The following is a 16,673-nucleotide window of genomic DNA, read 5'->3' as shown; positions in this document are numbered from 1 at the left end:
TGGCGGCGGGGGTGCTGGCGCCGCTGCCCGGTGCCGGCGTGGTGGGCGCCGCCGCCGTGTTCGCGGCCATCGTGCTGGGCTGGCGCGACCTGCGCCGGATGGCACGGGTGATCTTTGTGCTGGTCGTCGTCGCCGCCGTGCTGGCCCTGCCGGACGGCCCGGTGGTGCTGATCGACGCCGCCGACGCCATGACCCGGCTGACCGCGCTGATTCTCACCGTGATGTTGCTGTCCTCGGTGCTGGGCCGCTTTCCGGATCTGGGCCGGATCTCCGGCAGCCTGTTCGCGGGCCGGCCTCTGGGCCGCTACTTCAGCCTTTCCCTGGGCACGGCCTTCCTGTCGGTGCCGTTGAATTTCGGCTCGGTGGGCGTGGTGGGCGCCCTGGTGGGCGGCCGCATCAGCGAGCGCGGCGATTCCGCCGTCACCCGCAACGCCGCCCGCGCCACCCTGCGCGGCTTCGGCGCCTCGCCGATCTGCTCGCCGTTGTCGATTTCGGTGGTGGTGACCCTCACCTTCCTGCCCGACCTGCCGGGCTGGCAGCTGATCGCCTGCAGCCTGCCGCTGGCGTTGCTGTACCTGCTGGGCGGCGCGCTTCTGCGCGACCCGGAGCCGGCCGCCGCCGACGGTGAGCCGGCACCGTCCACGGGATGGGCGCCCTGGCTGCGGTTCGCTGCGGTGATCGCCGCTATCTGCGCCGCCACCTTTGGGTTGAGTGGTCTCGCCGGGCTCAGCTATTCCCGGGCGGTGACCCTGAGCTGTCTGGCCACCGTGGTGCTGGGGCTGCTGGTGGAGCGCTGGCGGGGGCACCGCCCGTCGTTGCCGTCCCTGGCGCCGGTCACCAACGAGCTGGTGATCGTCGGCGGCTCCGCCTTTCTGGGGGCGCTGGTGAGCACCTTCGCGGCGCGCGGGCTGGGCGCGGATTTCGTGCTGCCGGTCTGGGGGTATCCGCTGGCCGCCCTGCTGGTGCCCTGGCTGTTTTTCGTCGCCGGGCTGGCCGGTTTCAACCCGATTGTCACCGGCGCCCTGGTGGGCGGCGTGCTGGCGCCAATCTGGCCGCCGGGCGCGACCCTGGGCCTGGCGCTGGCGATGGTGTGCGGCTGGGGCGTGACCATCGCCGGCACGCCCTATTCCGCCAATGCCCTGCTGCTCGAGCGCCTCACCGGCTATCCGGCGCGGGTCGGCGCGCTGCGCTGGAACTGGCCGCTGTCGGCGGTGGCGCTGCTGGTGGCCGGCGGGCTGGGCGCCCTGCTGACCCTGCTGTTGGCGCCGGCGGGCTAGACCGGCAGAAAGCCGCTGGCGAACGCCGCCAGCCGCTGCTCCAGCCAGTATTCGGGGTGCCGGGGACGGCCGCCGACAAAGCCCACATGGCCGCCGCCGGAAGAGAGTTCCAGGGTGACGCCGGGGCCCAGCTCGCCAAGGGCCGGCAGCATCGCCGGGGTCATGAAGGGGTCGTCCTCGGCCTGGATCATCAGGGTCGGGGTGCGGATCGCCCGAAGGCGCGGCCCGGCGGAGGCTTCGGCGTAGTAGTGGGCGGCACCGCGAAAACCGTAGAGCGGTGCGATCACCCGTTCGTCGAAGGTCCAGAACGACCGGATGCCGCGCAGGTTGAGCGCCGCCAGCCGCTCGGCCTGGGCCGGATCGACCCGCTCCAGGTGCCGCCGCTGTCGTTTCAGCGTGGCCAGCAGATTGGTGATCAGATGGCGCCGGTAGATGCGCGACAGCCCCTGGTCCATGCGGTTGGCGCACAGGTCCAGTCGCAGCGGGCTGCACACCGCCACCGCCGCGCTGAGCGAGCCGTCGTCCGCCCGCGCCAGCCAGTTGAGCACGCGGCTGCCGCCCAGGGACACGCCCATGGCGATCAGCGGGCCGTGCCGGTCGCGCTGGCGCAGCGCCTGAATCACCGCGTCCAGGTCCTCGATCTCGCCGGCGTGGGCGCACAGGGCGGTGTCGTTGGGCGCCGCCGCGCCGCGCGAGTTCATCGCCACCGAGGTGATCCCCAGCGCCGCCAGCCGCGCCTGGGTGCCGCGAATATAATGGGAGTCGCTGCAACCGGACAGGCCGTGCAGCAGCAACACTCTCAAGGCGCCGGTTTCCGGCGCCGGCCCGGCCCAGTCCAGCAGCAGATGGTCGCCGTCCGCCAGCGGCAAGGTTTCCCGGCGCCGGCTGAGCGGCTCGGGGCGTCGGAAGAAGGTCGACCACATTGTCTGCAGGTGCGCCGAGCGCAGCCAGGCCGGCGGCTGGAAGGCGGCCGGAATGATTTCGCCCATGGGTTGGGAGTCTCTGTCCAGTGAATCAACGGCCGCCTATGTTAGCCTTTCACGCCTGCTTCGTCCCCGCTGACCAGGACCGAAACCCATGAGCCGTCGCTTCTTTGATCCGCAACGTTTCCAGGCCGGCCACGCCGCCGAGCTGGGCCCGCACGCCAGCCATCATATCGGCAAGGTGCTGCGCATGCGTCCCGGCGACCCCCTGACCCTGTTCAACGGCGAAGGCGGTGAATGGTCCGCCACCCTGGAAGCGGTGGACAAAAAAACCGTCACCGTGCTGCCGCACACCTTCGTCGACATCGACCGCGCCGCGCCCCGCCCGGTGACCCTGGGTCTGCCGCTGATCAAAGGGGACCGCATGGACTTCGCGATTCAGAAAGCGGTGGAAATGGGCGCGGCGGCGATCCGGGTACTGGAGAGTGAGCGCACCGAAGTGCGGCTCAAGGGCGACCGTGAAAACAAGAAGCTGGAGCACTGGCGGCAGGTGGCGATCAGCGCCTGCGAACAGTGCGGCCTGAACCGGCCGCCGGCGGTGGACGGCGTGCTGCCGCTGAACACCTTCATGGATCAGGCACAGGGACTGAAGCTGATCGCCCATCCCGGCGAGGGTCCGCTTGATGCCGGCGCGGTGCGCGACGCCACCGACATCGCCTTGCTCACCGGCCCGGAAGGCGGCTTCTCCGACGACGAACTGGCGGCCGCCCGAGCGGCGGGCTTCGTCGGCTTCGCCCTTGGCGAACGGGTGCTGCGCGCCGAAACCGCGCCGGTGGCCTTGCTCGCGTCCTTGTGGACGTTGATGGCCTGATCGCCGAAGGACAACAAGACCGATACAAAATATCGCGGTGAGCGGCGGTACCCTCTTGCTCTGAACATCAGATTATCTGATCGCCACTCTTACCAGACGAATAATAATCATGAGCAAGTTTATTGTGTCACTCGCCGGCCTGGCGCTGTTACTCAGCGCCTGCGGTGGTGGTGGCTCCAACAGTGAGCCACCAGCCCCGGATGCCGCGCGGCAGCCGTCCCCCAGTGTCCCCGAACAACCGGAAGAACCGGAAGTGATTCCGGTGGATTGCCACAAGACCAGCTGGGTAGCGGGTACCACCGAACTCTGTGACGGCACGCTTATCTACCGCGACTATATTTACGATGACTACGGCGCCGATGTCGGGTTGGTGGGACTGTCGCCGTTGACGGTGGCCAATCTGATATCGCGGGGTGGAGGCCTGTTTAACCCGGTGGCCAATACGCCAGGCCTGCTTTCGCCCACGGCCGGTGACCAGCGTTATCCCAGCGGAATGGAGAACACCGCGGATCTGGTGTCGCTGGCGTTGTCCCTCGACGGCGATGAGCTGGCGGTACGCTTCGAGCTGAATACGCTCTACGGCGATGACGACAGCATCGCCGCCATCGCCATCGATACCGACAATAACCGCGGCACCGGTGGGGGCGTCTGGCCCGGCCTGGGCATTCACAGCGACGGCTGGGACGTCATCCACACCTTTAGGGAAGGCGACCCGATCAATAACGTGATCGAAGGGCGGATCCCCGCCCCGGAAAGCGACGAATGGCGTGTGCAGGCCGTGGTGGCCCAGAGCGATGGCACGGTCATGAACGTCGCGTTCCGGGGTCCCAGGGAGCTGGCCCGCGCCGCCTCCGTGCCGGAACAGATACTCCCCGACGCCGGCAATTTCTGGGAGGACCGCCAGGCCCGCGCCCTGGGTGACGGCGACATCTCCCTGTTTGGAAAAGTGGTGGCGCGCAGTGACATGGAAAGGCGGGTGACCCGCCCGGCGGAGCCGGTCACCGGGTTCCAGCAGCGTGTCTACACGTCCGATTACACCCTGCCGCCCGGCGAAGGGGTGTCCCTGCGCGGCGTGCCCGGTCGCCAGGGCGACACCGGCCTGCCCTGCGATCAGTACTTCCACTATTTAGGGAAATACCAGCCCTACGGCGTCTATGTGCCGGAGGCGCCCGGGCCCCATGAGCTGCAGCTGGTGCTGCATGGCTGCGAAGCCAACCATGCCAGCCAGATCAACCAGCCGAATTTCCAGGCCGCCTTCGGCGACGCCCATAACCGGATACTCGCCGCGCCCCTGGGCCGGGGCCCTCGCGGCTTCTATACCGGCCTGTCGGAACGGGACGTCCTGGACGTGCGAGCGGACGTACAGGCGCATTATGAAATCGACGAGCGCCGGGTGCAGGTGAGCGGTTACTCCATGGGGGGCTACGGCACTCTGCGCCTGGCGTCGTTGTATCCCCAGGATTATGCGGCGGGCGTGAACTGGGTTGGGTTCACCGGCAGCCTGCTGAACCTGCCGCTTGAGAGAACCCTGTTGGGTTCCCTGGCGGACCTCACCGGCATTGAGCTGCTTGATGTTCCATTGAGTGCCTTCCAGGAGCTTCAGCAACAGTTCAGCATCGGCGCCGAAGACAATGTTCTGGATTACCTCGGCAATCTTGAACACATACCCATGGCCAATGCCTACAGCGCGGCCGATGAACTGGTACATATCACCACGGCCCTGGCGCTTCAGGAAAAATTCGTCGCCGGGGACTCGGACTATGTCTTCTATCTGCATCTCCCGGCGGAGCATCTGACCTACATTCTTTTGGATGAATGGCAAAAAATGGCGGACTACAGCGCCGACCGCGCCGCCGTCAGCCAGCCCGCCACCGTGGAGTACTATTACGACCCGGCGCAGGCTTATCCGGAATACGGCATCGACCATAACCGGGCCTACTGGGTGAGTAATATCACCAACCGCTCGACCAGCCCCAGCCGCATCTCCCTGTACAGCGACGGCTGCGGTACACCGCGCACCGACGCCGATTTCGATACAGGCCTGGGTGCTTACCCGGTGCCCTGGGCCAGCACGCAGCGGACGCTCACCCGGGACGCGGACTTACCGGGCGGCAATACGTTGTCCGGGTCTCTGGAAAACATCCATCACCTGACGGTGGATGTGTCCGACAGCTGCTTGCCCGGCGCCATTGATCTGGATATCAACAGCGACGGCAACGCTACCCTGGAATTCAGCGACGGCAGATCGGTGGATCTGGTTCAGGGCAGAAACCGGATGTTTCTGAACCCGCGATAATCGGCGCACACGGTCGCCATGCGAATGCCCTGGCCGGAGCCTCGGAACAGGGCATCAGGTGCACCAAAATACATCTAAATTTACCTGTTTAATTACCTGGAAAAAGACACACCGTCTTGCAAGTCCACGTCGTCTAAGCCTTTCCAAACTCTGGCATGTTTCTTGATGCAATTGCTTCGGGCGTTTCCGATCCTCTGCCCGGACGCCCGCTTTTTGTTGTGTTTTACGGCCTCCTTCTATGGGGTGCCTTGTCTTGATTCTGCCTGAGGAATGTTCATGTTTGATCCCAAATTACTGGTGGGCTCCGCGGTGCTCGCAGCGCTGCTTAGCGGTTGCGGCGGCTCATCCTCTTCGTCCGACGATGCGGGCACACCGCCGTCCGGTGGCGACGATGGCGTCGCGTTTTCGTTTGTTGAATCGACCGTCGCCGATCTGCATACCTCTCTGGAAACCGGTGGCGTTACCTGTGAGGAAGTGGTTCAGGGTTACATTGACCGTATCGAAGCCTATGACGACACCGGCTCCACCACCGAACTGAACAGCGTGGTGGCGATCAACCCGGAGGCGATCATCGACGCCCGGGAAAAGGATTTGAACTTCGCGGTCACCGGCATTGATGGCCCGCTGTACTGCGTGCCGGTTCTGCCCAAGGACAACTTCAATACGGAGCAGATGCCCACCTCCGGTGGTGCGCTGGCGTTCCAGTACAATCAGCCCACCCGGGACGCCTACACGGTGCGCCGGATGCGCGAGGCCGGCGCCATTGTGCTGGGCAAGGCGAACATGGATGAATTCGCGTTCGGTTTCCGTGGCGAAAGCTCGGTGCGCGGCCTGGTCAAAAACCCCTACGATCTGACCAAGGGCTCCGGCGGCTCGTCCACCGGCACCGGCACCGCCATCGCCGCCAGCCTGGCCCTGCTGGGTACCGGCAGCGACACCGGCGGCTCCGTGCGCGTGCCCTCCAGCCTGAACGGTCTGGTCGGCATTCGTCCCAGCCTGCGCCTGGTAAGCCTGGACGGCATCATGCCGCTCGCGACCTGGCAGGACACCGGCGGGCCCATGTGCCGTACCGTGGAAGACTGTGCGTTGTTGATGGACGCCATGGTCGGCTTCGACACCTCACCGGCCAGCAACCAGCGGGTCAGCTTTGAAATCGACGCCCGCCTGATCAACAACGAAGAGGAATATGAGCAGGTTACCGGCGTGCCGGAAACCTACACCGAATTCCTCGACGCCGACGGTCTGGACGGCGCGCGCATCGGCGTGGTCCGTGATCTTTTCGGCACCAACGACAGCGTGCTGGCGGTGATGGATCAGGCGATCGCCAACATGGAAGCCGCCGGCGCCGTGGTGGAAGACGTGACCATCGACGACCTCGGCACCATCCTCGGCGACTACCAGTCCATGTCCAGCTACGAATTCCGCCACGACCTGGAGGAATACCTCAACAGCTGGCCGAACACCATGGACGGCCACATCCTCGATTATGACGAGCTGGTCGCCAGCGGCGGTTACCTCGACAGCTACAAGTCCGGCCTTGAGTTCCGGGGCGGCATCGACCTGAACAACCTGACCGACGAGCAACGGGTGGTGTACGAAAAGAACACGATTGAACGGCCGGTGTTCGTACGCGAACGTTTGATGCGGGCGCTGGATAATCTGGACGTGGACGGTAATCCGCTGGGCGAAGCCTACGATGTGCTGCTCTACCCGGCCATCACCGGTCTGGCCGGCGATCTGGGCAACAGTCCCTCCGCCGGCAGCAACAACCGTCTGAGCCCGTTCTCGCTGTTCCCGGCGCTGGTGATGCCGGCCGGCATGGCGGAAGACCTGGAGCCGGCCATGCCGGTGGGCATGGAGATGCTGGGCCGCGAGTTTGATGAGGAGACCCTGATCAAGCTGGCGTACGCCTATCAGGAGCAGTTCCAGCCGCGGGTGGCGCCGACCTTTACCCCGGAGTTGTAACCCAGGAATGGTGGGAGCGGGCATGGCCCGCTCCCCCATCCCTCCCCAGAAGTTCTGCTAACCTTTCTGCTGCTTTTCCATCATGTCGGCCTGGATAATTTCGATCCAGTAGCCGTCCGGGTCTTTGATGAAGGCGAGGCCTTTCATTTTGCCGTCGTCCGGTTTTTTCACGAACGGGACGCCAAGTTTTTCGAACCGTTGTGAGGCGGCGTACACGTCGGGGACGGTGACACCGATATGGCCGAAGCCCTGGGGTTCGTCGTTGCCGTTGTGGTACTGGAAGTCCGGGTCGTCCTCGCTGCCCCAGTTGTGGGTCAGTTCCAGCATGGCTTCGCGGCCGAAGGTGTAGGTGAGCCGTTTGGCGTCATCCTCGGGTACCCGGGCGGCTTCTTCGTCGCCCAGATAGGCGAGGAAAAAGAGGCTGAATTTCATTTCCGGGAAATCCAGTTTGCGCACCAGGCGCATGCCCAGCACCCGGGTGTAGAAGTCCAGGCTGACTTTCGGATCCTTGATTCGCAGCATGGTCTGGTTGAACAGATAACGCTGGGTTTCCGCGTCGGGTTGCTGACAAAGACCTTCGGCGTTTTCAAAATGACGTGGCATGGAACATTACCTTTCTATCAGGGCGCGGTGGCGTCGATCTTTTTGAGAATTTTCTGCAGGCCGGCGACGGTGCCGCCCACGTCGCTGAGGTTGGAAGGCAGCAACAGGGTGGTGGATTCCTTGGCCAGTTTTTCGAACGCGGCCACATACTGCTCGGCGATGCGCAGGCTCACCGCTTCGTCGCCGCCGTCTTCCTTGACCGCCAGGGCCACTTCACGCAGACCGGTGGCGGTGGCCTGGGCCAGCAGCTCGATCTGACGGGCACGGCCTTCCGCTTCGTTGATCTGCTTGAGCTTCTCACCTTCGGAAATGTTGATCATTTCCTGCTTCTCACCCTCGGAGCGGTTGATGGCCGCCTGGCGGTCACCTTCGGATCGGTTGATCGCGGCTTGCCGGTCGCCCTCGGATTCCGCCACCACCGCACGGCGCTCCCGCTCGGCGCGCACCTGTTTCTCCATGGCGTCCTTGATCGAGGCCGGCAGGTTGATGTCCGCCACTTCGTAGCGCAGCACTTTGACGCCCCAGGGCTGGGCGGCCTCGTCCACGGCCTTGACCACTTCCATGTTGATCTCGCCGCGTTCCTCGAAGGTCTTGTCCAGGTCGATCTTGCCGATCACCGAACGCAGGGTGGTCTGCGCCAGTTGCTGCGACGCCATCACGTAGTCGTCGACGCCGTAGCTCGCCGCCTTGGCGTCCACCACCTGCAGATACATCACGCCGTCCACGGACACTTCGATATTGTCCTTGGTGATACAGCTCTGGCGCGGCACGTCGCGGACGATTTCCTTGAGCGAGTGACGGTAGGCGACGCGGTCGATAAAGGGCATCAGGATGTGCAGGCCGGCCTCCAGGGAGGTGCGGTACTTGCCGAGCCGTTCCACCACGTAAATTTGCCGTTGCGGCACGATGCGTACCGTCATGAACAGCAGCGTGATCACCGCCAGCGCGAGCAGGGCGGGAATAATGAGTCCCATCATTGTTCAGAGTCCTTTTCTTGGTCCGTGGAAGAAGTATCGGACCAGGCCTGAACCGTGAGCCAGAGTCCTTCGTGTTTGCTGATGCGTACCATCTGGCCGGCTTTCAAAGGCTGGTCCGATTGCGCCTGCCAGCGGGCGCCCCGGTAGCGCACCGAGCCGACACCGTCGACGAAGTCCGCCTCGACGGTGGCACGCCCGCCCACCAGGCCGGCGCTGTCGTCGCTGGTGCGGCCCTGGGTCTCCTTGCCGAACAGCCAGTCGCGCAGGAAGCGCCGGGCGCCGGCCAGCAGCGCCAGGCTGAGCACCGCGAACAGGGTGATTTCCCAGGTGAGGTCGTTAATCAGGCCGAAGTAGGCCAGGCCGCCGACGATCACCGCCGCCAGCCCGAGGAAAATCAGGACCAGACCGGAGACCACGAACTCGCCGATGATCAGGATCAGCCCGAAAATAATCCAATAGCTGTATTCCGGCATGCTTCATCGCCCCGCAGTGTTTGATTGGCCGCCAACAGTAGCACCTTTAGACGTCAGTGGGCGTGTCCGCCCGGCCCGTGCACGTGGCCGTGGGCTTTTTCGTCCGCGTCTGCGTCACGGACATCGATCACTTCCAGTTCGAAACGCAGGGGACGCCCGGCGAACGGGTGGTTGGCGTCCACGTCCACGGTTTTCAGGCCCACCTTGAGCACCGTCACCATGCGCGGGCCCTGCTCGGTCTGCACCCGCACGATCTTGCCGGGTTTCAGTTTGCCGGCGTGCTTGAGGTACTTGGCGGACAGGCGCTGGCGCAGCGACTCGTCGCGGCGGCCGTAGGCCTGCTCCGGGTCCAGGGAGACGGTGAGGCGGTCGCCGCTGTCCTTGCCTTCCAGAGCCTGCTCCAGGCCGGCGAGAATATTGCCGGCGCCGTGCAGGTAGACCATCGGCGCGTCGGCGCTGCTTTTTTCCAGGGTCAGGTCGTTGTCGGCGTCGATCAGGGTGTAGTGCAGGGTGACGACCTTGTCTTTTTCAATCGGCATGCGGGGGGGTGTCTCCGGATCAGGGGTTCGGGGTGGTGTCCGGCGCCAGGCCGAGGGACGCACTGTCCTCGCCCCGGGCGGCGCGGCGCAGCAGCGGGTAGGATTGGCGGTACCACAGCCGGCGGCCGCCGGGGCGCCATTTAAAGCGTTTATAGGTCCACTGGTACTGGCACAGGTTGCTTTGAATGCACGTCTCCAGGGCCTGGTTCATGGCGCAGAGCAGGGTGTGCGTGTGGGCGGCGGTTTCGATTTCCGGGGCCGGTTTGAAGTGCATTTCCACATCCTTGATGCCGCCCTCGCCCCGGTAACAGGACACCACGAACACCCGCGGCCGGAAGCGCTGCACCAGCTTGCCGACCAGCGCCGGGGTCGGCACCGGATGGCCGAAGAACGGCGCGTAGGGGTTACTGCGGTTGCCCGGGTTGTGATCGGCGAGCAGCGCCAGGGTGCCGCCGGCACGCAACGTCGCCAGGCCGTGTTTGATGCCCTGGTTGTTGGTCGGAATAAGCCGGCAGCCGCTGCGCTCGCGGGCTTGCTTCACCAGTTCGTCCACCAGCGTTGCCGGGTGCGGCTGATACATGATGTTGGTGCCCTGGCGTCCCAGATAGGGGTTCATGGTTTCCCAGCTGCCCAGATGCAGCGACAGCAGCAACACCGGCCGGTCGCTGGCGCAGGCGTCCAGATATTCCTGTTCACCATGAATGTGGCTGATCCGCGCCATGGTTTCGTCGATCGGCCGGCTCCATACATGGGCGAACTCGCAGAACGAGCGGCCCAGCTCGCGCAGGCTCTGCCGGCCGATGGCGCGCGCCTGGTCGAAGCTGATGCCCGGCTGGGTGGCCAGCAGGTTGATCAGCACCACCCGGTAGGCGCTGGCATAGCGCAGCGGTACCCGGGTGATCAGATCACCGAGTATCGCCCCCAGGCCGGCGGCCAGCGGCAGCGGCAGCCAGGCGATCAAGCGGATCAGCCACCATAGGCGTCGTCCACGCTGGGTCTTCATGGTCGCGGCTCCTCCCAATGCACGCTCAGAGACTTTCCAGAGTCAGGGTATCGCCATGCCCCGGTACGCGGAAAGCGTCCGCCGCCACGCCGTGGCGCGCCAGGGCGGCGGCCAGCGCCTTGGGCGGCTCGTCCAGGGGCTCGTCGGTGAGCACGAAGGTGCCCCAGTGCATGGCCAGGGACTGGCGTGCGCGCAGGTCCAGATGGATGCGCACCGCCTCGTCCGGATTGATGTGCACCGGCGCCATGAACCAGCGTGGCGCATAGGCGCCGATCGGCAGCAGGGCCGCGTCCACCGGCCCCAGCACGTCGCCGATTTCCTCGAACACCGGTGCGTAGCCGGTATCGCCGGCGAACATCAGGCTGAAGTCGGGCCAGTTGAGCCGCCAGCCGCACCACAGGGTACGGTTGCGGTCACGGGCGCCGCGGCCGCTGAAATGCTGGGACGGAACACAGAAGGCGTCGACCTCCCCTTCCCGGTGGTGCTGCCACCAGCTCAATTCCACCACCCGGCCGATGCCGCGCCGGCGCAGCCAGGCGCCCACGCCGGTGGGCGCGAACCACAGCACCTGGTCGCCGAAACGGCGGTTGAGCGCGTCCACGGCGGCGCGGTCCAGATGATCATAGTGATTGTGGGACACCAGCACGGCGTGGATCGGCGGCAGCTGGTCAATCTCCAGCGCCGGGGCGACGGCGCGTTTGGGGCCGGCGAACGACAGCGGTGAGCAGCGTTCCGCGAACACCGGGTCGGTGAGCAGGTTCCAGCCCTGGTATTGAATCAGATAGGTGGCGTGGCCGATCCAGGTAAAGCGCGGTTGCGGCGCCGGCGCCGCCAGCTCCGCCGGGTCCGGCCGGCGCAGTGGAAACGGCAGGCGGCGCGGAAAGCGGCCGCCGGTTTGGCGCTGCCAGCGCAGGAACTCGCGCAGGCCGTGGTGCGGGGTGGGATAGCGGTTGATAAAGCGCCGCCCGTCGTGGGGCCGCTCCGCCGCCAGCTGTTCCAGGCGTGCCCAGTCGGTCATCGCGACAGCCCGGCGACGGCGCCTTCCACCGCGTCCAGATCCGGGATCACCGCCAGGTCGCCGCCCACCTGAACGTACATGGCTTCCGCCGGGCCGGTGTCGCCGGGCTCTTCCACCGGGTCGCCCTTGTCCACGCGCAGCAGGCGGGGAATCCCCTGCACCACCACGGCGTAAAAGCGGGACACGCCGGAAACGGTGTTGATCACCGCGATGCGCGCGTCCGGGCCGATGGCCACCTGGCCGGACTCGTTCAGCTTTTCATAGGAGATCAGCGGCAGGTCCTGCTCGCGCCAGTTAATCCAGCCGAGCAGCCACTCCGGGCCGTGACCGGGCCGGTCCGGCTGGCGCAGCGGAATCACCTCCGCCACCACGATGTTGGGAATCAGCCAGGGCCGGCCGTTCATCGGGATCAGCAGGCTGGGCAGGGACTCGGGAATTTGCGCCTCGGACATGCGACTTCCTCAACTTATTCTTGGTTCACCGGAAACACGGGCCGTTTCGGCCACTTCCCGGCGCACTCGGTCGACCAGTTGCCGCGCCAATTGTTCCGGTGTGCCACTGTACCCGACGCAGCCGGTTTCGCGTACCGAATCCGGCTGGCTGCTGACCGCGCAGCTGTCCGCCGATTGCGCCCAGATGGCGGCGCCCTGGGCGGCCAGCCGGGGCGCGGCGATGGCGCCGTCGTTGCCCATGCCGGAGAACAGAATGGCGCCGTCGCAGTGGCCGAAGCCCTGCGCCAGGCTGCTCATCACCTGGTCGATGCAGGGCGCGTAGGGGCCTTCCCAGGGCTCGCCGGTGAGCCGCGCCACGCCGTCGGTGTCGAACACCAGGCTTTGCGTGACCGGCGCCACCAGCACCCGGCCGTGGCCGAGCCGGTCACCGTCCCCGGCCACCTGGCAGTGGAACGGGCTGTCCCGGCGCAGCACCTGACACAGGGTGTCCAGGAAGCCGCCGTCGATGTGCTGGGCGAGCACGAACGCCACCGGCAGGTGTTCCGGCAGACAGTCGAGAAACTGTTTCACCGCCGCCGGGCCGCCCAGGCTGGCGCCCAGCACCCACACCCTTTGCGCCGTGGTGTCGCCGGCCAGGGCGCGGAACTCGCGCGGTTCGGGAATCGGCGCCGCCAGCGGGGTTTGCGGCACCGCGGCCAGGTTTTCCTCCAGCCCCGGTGCGCCGATATAGCCCACCAGCTTGGTCATCAGGCGCCGCTCCCAGCGCGGGTAATGGTCGGCGGTGCGGGCCGGCGCCTGGCCGTCGCAGAACAGCAGCGGCGCGGCGGCGTTTTCCAGCAGGCCGTCGAGAAAGCGCTGCCAGCGGTCCTCCCGGGACAGGTCCACCACCCACAGGTCCAGGGCGTCGGCGGCCAGCCAGCGGTCTTCCAGATGTTCCGGGTCGGTGTTGACCACCACCCGGTAGCCCTGGCCCTTGATGGCGCCCGCCAGCAGATGCCCCTGCAGGGTATCGTCGGCGATCACGCCGACCCGGCCCGGGGCGGCCATCAGTGGCTGGTCTCCCGGGTCTCGCCGAGCAGCTCACGCAGGGTGACCAGCAGCTCGCTCTCCTGGAACGGCTTGCCCAGATAGCAGTTCACACCGATGTCGAAGGCCCGCTCCCGGTGTTTCTCGCCGGTGCGCGAGGTGATCATGATGATCGGCACGTCCTTGAGGCGTTCGTCGTGGCGCACGTGGGTGGCCACTTCGAAGCCGTCCATGCGCGGCATCTCGATGTCCAGCAGCATGGCGGCGGGGGTGTGCTCTTCCAGGGTGGCGATGGCGTCGATACCGTCCTTGGCGGTGATCACCTCGAAGCCGCTGCGTTCCAGCAGGCGGCCGGTCACCTTGCGCACCGTCACCGAGTCGTCCACCACCATCACCAGCGGTGCCACGCGGCGCTCGTGCTCGTAATCCGGCGTTTCCGGCTCGGCGGGCAGCGCTTCCTGAGCCTGCGGCAGTGCCGCCTGCTGGGCCTGGGCGGCGCGGATCAGCGAGTGGATATCGAGAATGATCACCACCGCGCCGTCGCCGAGGATGGTGGCGCCGCTGATGCCGGCCACGCTGGCCAGCTGCGGCCCCACGGACTTGACCACCACTTCCCGCGAACCGATCAGGTTGTCCACCACCAGCGCCACGGTGTGATCGGCGCTGCGGATCAGCAGCACCGGCATCGGCTGGCTGTGGTTGTCCAGGTGCGGCTGGGCCACGTCGTGCACGAAGCGGCCCAGATAGTGCAGGTCGTATTCCTGGCCGGCGTAGCGGTAGGCCGGCAGGCCGCCTTCCTGGCGGGCCTGGAAATAGTCGCTCAGTTCGTAGGGGCTGACCCGCACGATGCCTTCGATCTGGTTCAGCGGGATGGCGTAGGCGTCCTCGCCGACGCGCACCATCAGCGCCCGGTTCATGGCCAGGGTGAACGGCAGACGCACCACGAAGCGGGTGCCCTGCCCGGGCCGCGAGTCGATGGTCACCGAGCCGCCCAGCTGTTTGATCTCGCTGGCCACCACGTCCATGCCCACGCCCCGGCCGGACAGCTGGGTCACCTGGCTGGCGGTGGAGAAGCCGGCGTGGAAGATGAACTGCTGCACTTCGTGGTCGGGCAGCGGGGTGTTCTCCGCCATCAGACCCCGTTCGATGGCTTTGCGGCGTACCGCGTCGGTGTCGATGCCCTTGCCGTCGTCGGCCAGGGTGATCACCACCTCGCCGCCCTCGCGGGACAGCTCCAGGCTGACGTGGCCGCTCTCTTCCTTGCCGGCGCCACGGCGCTGCTCCGGGTCCTCGATGCCGTGGTCCACGGCGTTGCGCAGCATGTGCTCCAGCGGCGCCACCACGCGCTCCATCAGGGTGCGATCCAGCTCGCCTTCCGGGTTGATCACGTCGAAGGCGACACGCTTGCCCACTTCGCCGGACACCTGCCGCACGATGCGCCGCAGCCGCGGCACCAGGCGGGAGAACGGCACCATGCGGGTGCGCATGAGCTTTTCCTGCAGGTCGGTGTTAATGCGCTGTTGCTGCAGCAGCAGGGTTTCCGTGTCGCGGGTGCGATCCAGCAGGGTGTTCTTCAGATCCAGCAGATCCGAGGCGGATTCCGAAAGCTGTTTGGTGATCTGGTGCAGTTCCGAATACTGGTCCATTTCCAGCGGGTCGAAACGGCCGTCGATTTCGCCGCTGTCCACGCCCTTCTGGTAGGTGGACATGATCTGCGCTTCGGTCTCGGCGTCGAGCCGGCGCAGCTGCTCGTAGAGGCGCACCACGGTGGCGCCCATCTCGCCGATGTTGAAGCCGAACTCGCTGATGCTCTGTTCCACCCGGCCGCGGTTGATGGAGGTCTCGCCGGCCAGGTTGACCAGCGCTTCCAGCATGTCGGCGCCGACCCGCACCATTTCCTGGGGCTGTGACTGGGGGCGCCGCTCCTCGCGTTTAACGCCGGGTTGCGCGCTGGCTTCCGGGCGGGTCTCGCGGGTCGCCGGCGGCTGCGCCGGCAGCGGCTGGGCGGCCGCCGCGCGGCGCAGTTCCACCAGGCGCTCGTTGAGGGCGTCGAATTCCGCCGTCATCGCCTGGAAATCGTTTTCGTCCGGGTCGCGCCGCTGGCTTTCCAGGTTGTGCATCAGGGTTTCGAACCGGTGGCTCATCTCCCCCAGCTCATTAAGACCGGACAGCCGCGCCCCGCCCTTCAGGGTGTGCAGGGCCCGTTTCAGGTCGTCACTGAAATCCCGGCTTTCCGGGTGATCGCGCCAGGACACCAGGCAGCCGTCGATGATTTCGCAGAGCTCCTCGGCCTCTTCCAGGAAGACGTCGAGAATCTCCAGGTCCACTTCATCGGGCAGCGGCGTGTCGGGCTCGGCGTCGGCCCCGGCCGGTTGGGACGGCGCCGGTTCGCTGGACGCGGTGGGCAGCGTGAAAGCGCCCGGGTCGCGCAGGTAATCGTGCAGCGCGGTGATCAGGTCGTCGCCGCCGGTCAGCGGTTGCCCGGCGCCGAGCTGGTCGACCATCTCCGCCAGCCGGTCGTGGCAACGGTGCAGCAGGTCGAACAGCACCGGCTGCACCGGCAGGCGGTCCAGGGCCAGGGCTTCGTAGAGGGTTTCCAGTTCATGGCCCAGGTCGCCGAGGGGCTGCACCTCGGCCATGCGGGCGCCGCCTTTGAGGGTATGCAGATCGCGCTGCAGGGACTGGATTTCCAGGCTGTTGCCGGTGTCGGTGATCCAGGTGTCCAGGCTGCGGCCGGCGGACTCGAGAATGTCGTGGGCTTCCTCCAGGAAGATCGCCACCAGTTCCGGGTCCCCCTGGGTGCCGTCGGCGGGCGCCGGGGCGTCGGGGGCGGCGGCCGGGTCCGGGGCCTGGCGCAACATCGCCTGGCGCAGCGCCTCGATCACCGCCGGGGCGGGCTCCGGCTTGCCGCCGCTGCGCAGCGTGTCGATCATGTCCGCCAGCCGGTCGTGGCCCCGGTGCAGCACGTCGAACAGCGAGGGCGCGGGTGCCGGCTGGTTGGGGGCGCCGGCCATTTCGTAAAGGTTTTCCAGCTCGTGGGCGAGATCGCCGACGGCGGTGACGCCGGCCATGCGGGCGCCGCCCTTGAGGGTGTGCAGGTCCCGTTGCAGGGCCGCCAGGCTGTCGGCTTCGCCGTGCTCCCAGGCGGTCAGGTGTTCGCTGGACGAGAGCAGCAGGTCTTCCGCTTCTTCCAGGAACAGCAGCACCAGCTCCGGGTCCAGGGGCGCGTCGTCGCCGCCGGCGGCGCGGT

Annotated in this window: 14 protein-coding genes; 4 read left to right on the top strand and 10 right to left on the bottom strand. The window is 66.6% G+C overall.

The window, feature by feature from the left end:
• Nucleotides 1-1,277, top strand: a 1,277-nt coding sequence (locus ISO4_RS15915; RefSeq protein ID WP_194856864.1) for a hypothetical protein, incomplete at its 5' end; no start/stop codon positions are given.
• Here ISO4_RS15915 and ISO4_RS15910 read toward each other — a convergent pair.
• Nucleotides 1,274-2,266: a YheT family hydrolase gene (locus tag ISO4_RS15910; RefSeq protein ID WP_194856863.1), complete on the bottom strand. Its 993-nt coding sequence runs from the start codon at nucleotides 2,264-2,266 to the stop codon at nucleotides 1,274-1,276. The genes ISO4_RS15915 and ISO4_RS15910 overlap by 4 nt on opposite strands.
• Before the next feature lie 88 nt (nucleotides 2,267-2,354).
• Between ISO4_RS15910 and ISO4_RS15905 the strand changes: the two genes are divergently transcribed.
• The 3 genes from ISO4_RS15905 (at nucleotide 2,355) to ISO4_RS15895 (ending at nucleotide 7,332) form a co-directional block, all read left to right on the top strand.
• Nucleotides 2,355-3,071 (top strand): 16S rRNA (uracil(1498)-N(3))-methyltransferase, encoded by a 717-nt coding sequence (locus ISO4_RS15905; RefSeq protein WP_194856862.1) that lies wholly within the window; start codon nucleotides 2,355-2,357, stop codon nucleotides 3,069-3,071.
• Between the two features lie 109 nt (nucleotides 3,072-3,180).
• Nucleotides 3,181-5,367, top strand: coding sequence for an alpha/beta hydrolase family protein (locus ISO4_RS15900; RefSeq protein WP_194856861.1), 2,187 nt, complete (start codon nucleotides 3,181-3,183; stop codon nucleotides 5,365-5,367).
• A gap of 276 nt (nucleotides 5,368-5,643) precedes the next feature.
• Nucleotides 5,644-7,332, top strand: a complete 1,689-nt coding sequence (locus tag ISO4_RS15895; protein WP_194856860.1) for an amidase — start codon at nucleotides 5,644-5,646, stop codon at nucleotides 7,330-7,332.
• Nucleotides 7,333-7,389: 57 nt separating this feature from the next.
• On the opposite strand, the gene gloA is transcribed toward ISO4_RS15895, so the two are convergent.
• The 9 genes from gloA to ISO4_RS15850 all read right to left on the bottom strand — a co-directional run.
• Nucleotides 7,390-7,935 carry a lactoylglutathione lyase gene (gene gloA / locus ISO4_RS15890; protein WP_194856859.1) on the bottom strand — a complete coding sequence of 182 codons (546 nt, stop codon included), beginning with the start codon at nucleotides 7,933-7,935 and terminating at the stop codon, nucleotides 7,390-7,392.
• 17 nt (nucleotides 7,936-7,952) lie between these two features.
• A complete protein-coding gene (locus ISO4_RS15885; RefSeq protein ID WP_142947922.1) occupies nucleotides 7,953-8,912 on the bottom strand; it encodes an SPFH domain-containing protein in 960 nt (319 codons plus the stop codon).
• Nucleotides 8,909-9,385 (bottom strand): NfeD family protein, encoded by a 477-nt coding sequence (locus ISO4_RS15880; protein WP_067612209.1) that lies wholly within the window; start codon nucleotides 9,383-9,385, stop codon nucleotides 8,909-8,911. Before ISO4_RS15880 ends, ISO4_RS15885 begins: the two co-directional genes overlap by 4 nt.
• A gap of 53 nt (nucleotides 9,386-9,438) precedes the next feature.
• Nucleotides 9,439-9,924, bottom strand: coding sequence for an FKBP-type peptidyl-prolyl cis-trans isomerase (locus tag ISO4_RS15875; protein ID WP_142947921.1), 486 nt, complete (start codon nucleotides 9,922-9,924; stop codon nucleotides 9,439-9,441).
• A gap of 19 nt (nucleotides 9,925-9,943) precedes the next feature.
• The gene (locus ISO4_RS15870) at nucleotides 9,944-10,927 is read right to left on the bottom strand and encodes a lysophospholipid acyltransferase family protein (protein ID WP_194856858.1); all 984 of its coding nucleotides are present in this window, start codon (nucleotides 10,925-10,927) and stop codon (nucleotides 9,944-9,946) included.
• 25 nt (nucleotides 10,928-10,952) lie between these two features.
• A complete protein-coding gene (locus ISO4_RS15865; RefSeq protein WP_194856857.1) occupies nucleotides 10,953-11,945 on the bottom strand; it encodes an MBL fold metallo-hydrolase in 993 nt (330 codons plus the stop codon).
• Nucleotides 11,942-12,397, bottom strand: a complete 456-nt coding sequence (locus tag ISO4_RS15860; protein WP_142947918.1) for a chemotaxis protein CheW — start codon at nucleotides 12,395-12,397, stop codon at nucleotides 11,942-11,944. Before ISO4_RS15860 ends, ISO4_RS15865 begins: the two co-directional genes overlap by 4 nt.
• A 9-nt stretch (nucleotides 12,398-12,406) precedes the next feature.
• Nucleotides 12,407-13,444: a chemotaxis protein CheB gene (locus ISO4_RS15855; RefSeq protein ID WP_194856856.1), complete on the bottom strand. Its 1,038-nt coding sequence runs from the start codon at nucleotides 13,442-13,444 to the stop codon at nucleotides 12,407-12,409.
• The coding region (locus ISO4_RS15850) for an Hpt domain-containing protein (RefSeq protein ID WP_194856855.1) at nucleotides 13,444-16,673 on the bottom strand (3,230 nt) is incomplete at its 5' end. The genes ISO4_RS15850 and ISO4_RS15855, both read right to left, overlap by 1 nt.

The sequence above is a fragment of the Alloalcanivorax venustensis ISO4 genome (assembly GCF_015356855.1).
Taxonomy (GTDB): domain Bacteria; phylum Pseudomonadota; class Gammaproteobacteria; order Pseudomonadales; family Alcanivoracaceae; genus Alloalcanivorax; species Alloalcanivorax venustensis.
Note: the sequence above shows the minus strand (reverse complement) of the source record. Positions and strands in the feature narration are given on the sequence as shown.

What these genes read in the sequence shown, in the direction of transcription:
- ISO4_RS15900 (WP_194856861.1), top strand. Translation starts at nt 3,181, where the DNA reads ATGAGCAAGTTTATTGTGTCACTCGCCGGCCTGGCGCTGTTACTCAGC.
- ISO4_RS15880 (WP_067612209.1), bottom strand. Translation starts at nt 9,385, where the DNA reads ATGCCGGAATACAGCTATTGGATTATTTTCGGGCTGATCCTGATCATC.
- ISO4_RS15865 (WP_194856857.1), bottom strand. Translation starts at nt 11,945, where the DNA reads ATGACCGACTGGGCACGCCTGGAACAGCTGGCGGCGGAGCGGCCCCAC.
- gloA (WP_194856859.1), bottom strand. Translation starts at nt 7,935, where the DNA reads ATGCCACGTCATTTTGAAAACGCCGAAGGTCTTTGTCAGCAACCCGAC.
- ISO4_RS15870 (WP_194856858.1), bottom strand. Translation starts at nt 10,927, where the DNA reads ATGAAGACCCAGCGTGGACGACGCCTATGGTGGCTGATCCGCTTGATC.
- ISO4_RS15855 (WP_194856856.1), bottom strand. Translation starts at nt 13,444, where the DNA reads ATGGCCGCCCCGGGCCGGGTCGGCGTGATCGCCGACGATACCCTGCAG.
- ISO4_RS15905 (WP_194856862.1), top strand. Translation starts at nt 2,355, where the DNA reads ATGAGCCGTCGCTTCTTTGATCCGCAACGTTTCCAGGCCGGCCACGCC.
- ISO4_RS15885 (WP_142947922.1), bottom strand. Translation starts at nt 8,912, where the DNA reads ATGATGGGACTCATTATTCCCGCCCTGCTCGCGCTGGCGGTGATCACG.
- ISO4_RS15910 (WP_194856863.1), bottom strand. Translation starts at nt 2,266, where the DNA reads ATGGGCGAAATCATTCCGGCCGCCTTCCAGCCGCCGGCCTGGCTGCGC.
- ISO4_RS15860 (WP_142947918.1), bottom strand. Translation starts at nt 12,397, where the DNA reads ATGTCCGAGGCGCAAATTCCCGAGTCCCTGCCCAGCCTGCTGATCCCG.
- ISO4_RS15875 (WP_142947921.1), bottom strand. Translation starts at nt 9,924, where the DNA reads ATGCCGATTGAAAAAGACAAGGTCGTCACCCTGCACTACACCCTGATC.
- ISO4_RS15895 (WP_194856860.1), top strand. Translation starts at nt 5,644, where the DNA reads ATGTTTGATCCCAAATTACTGGTGGGCTCCGCGGTGCTCGCAGCGCTG.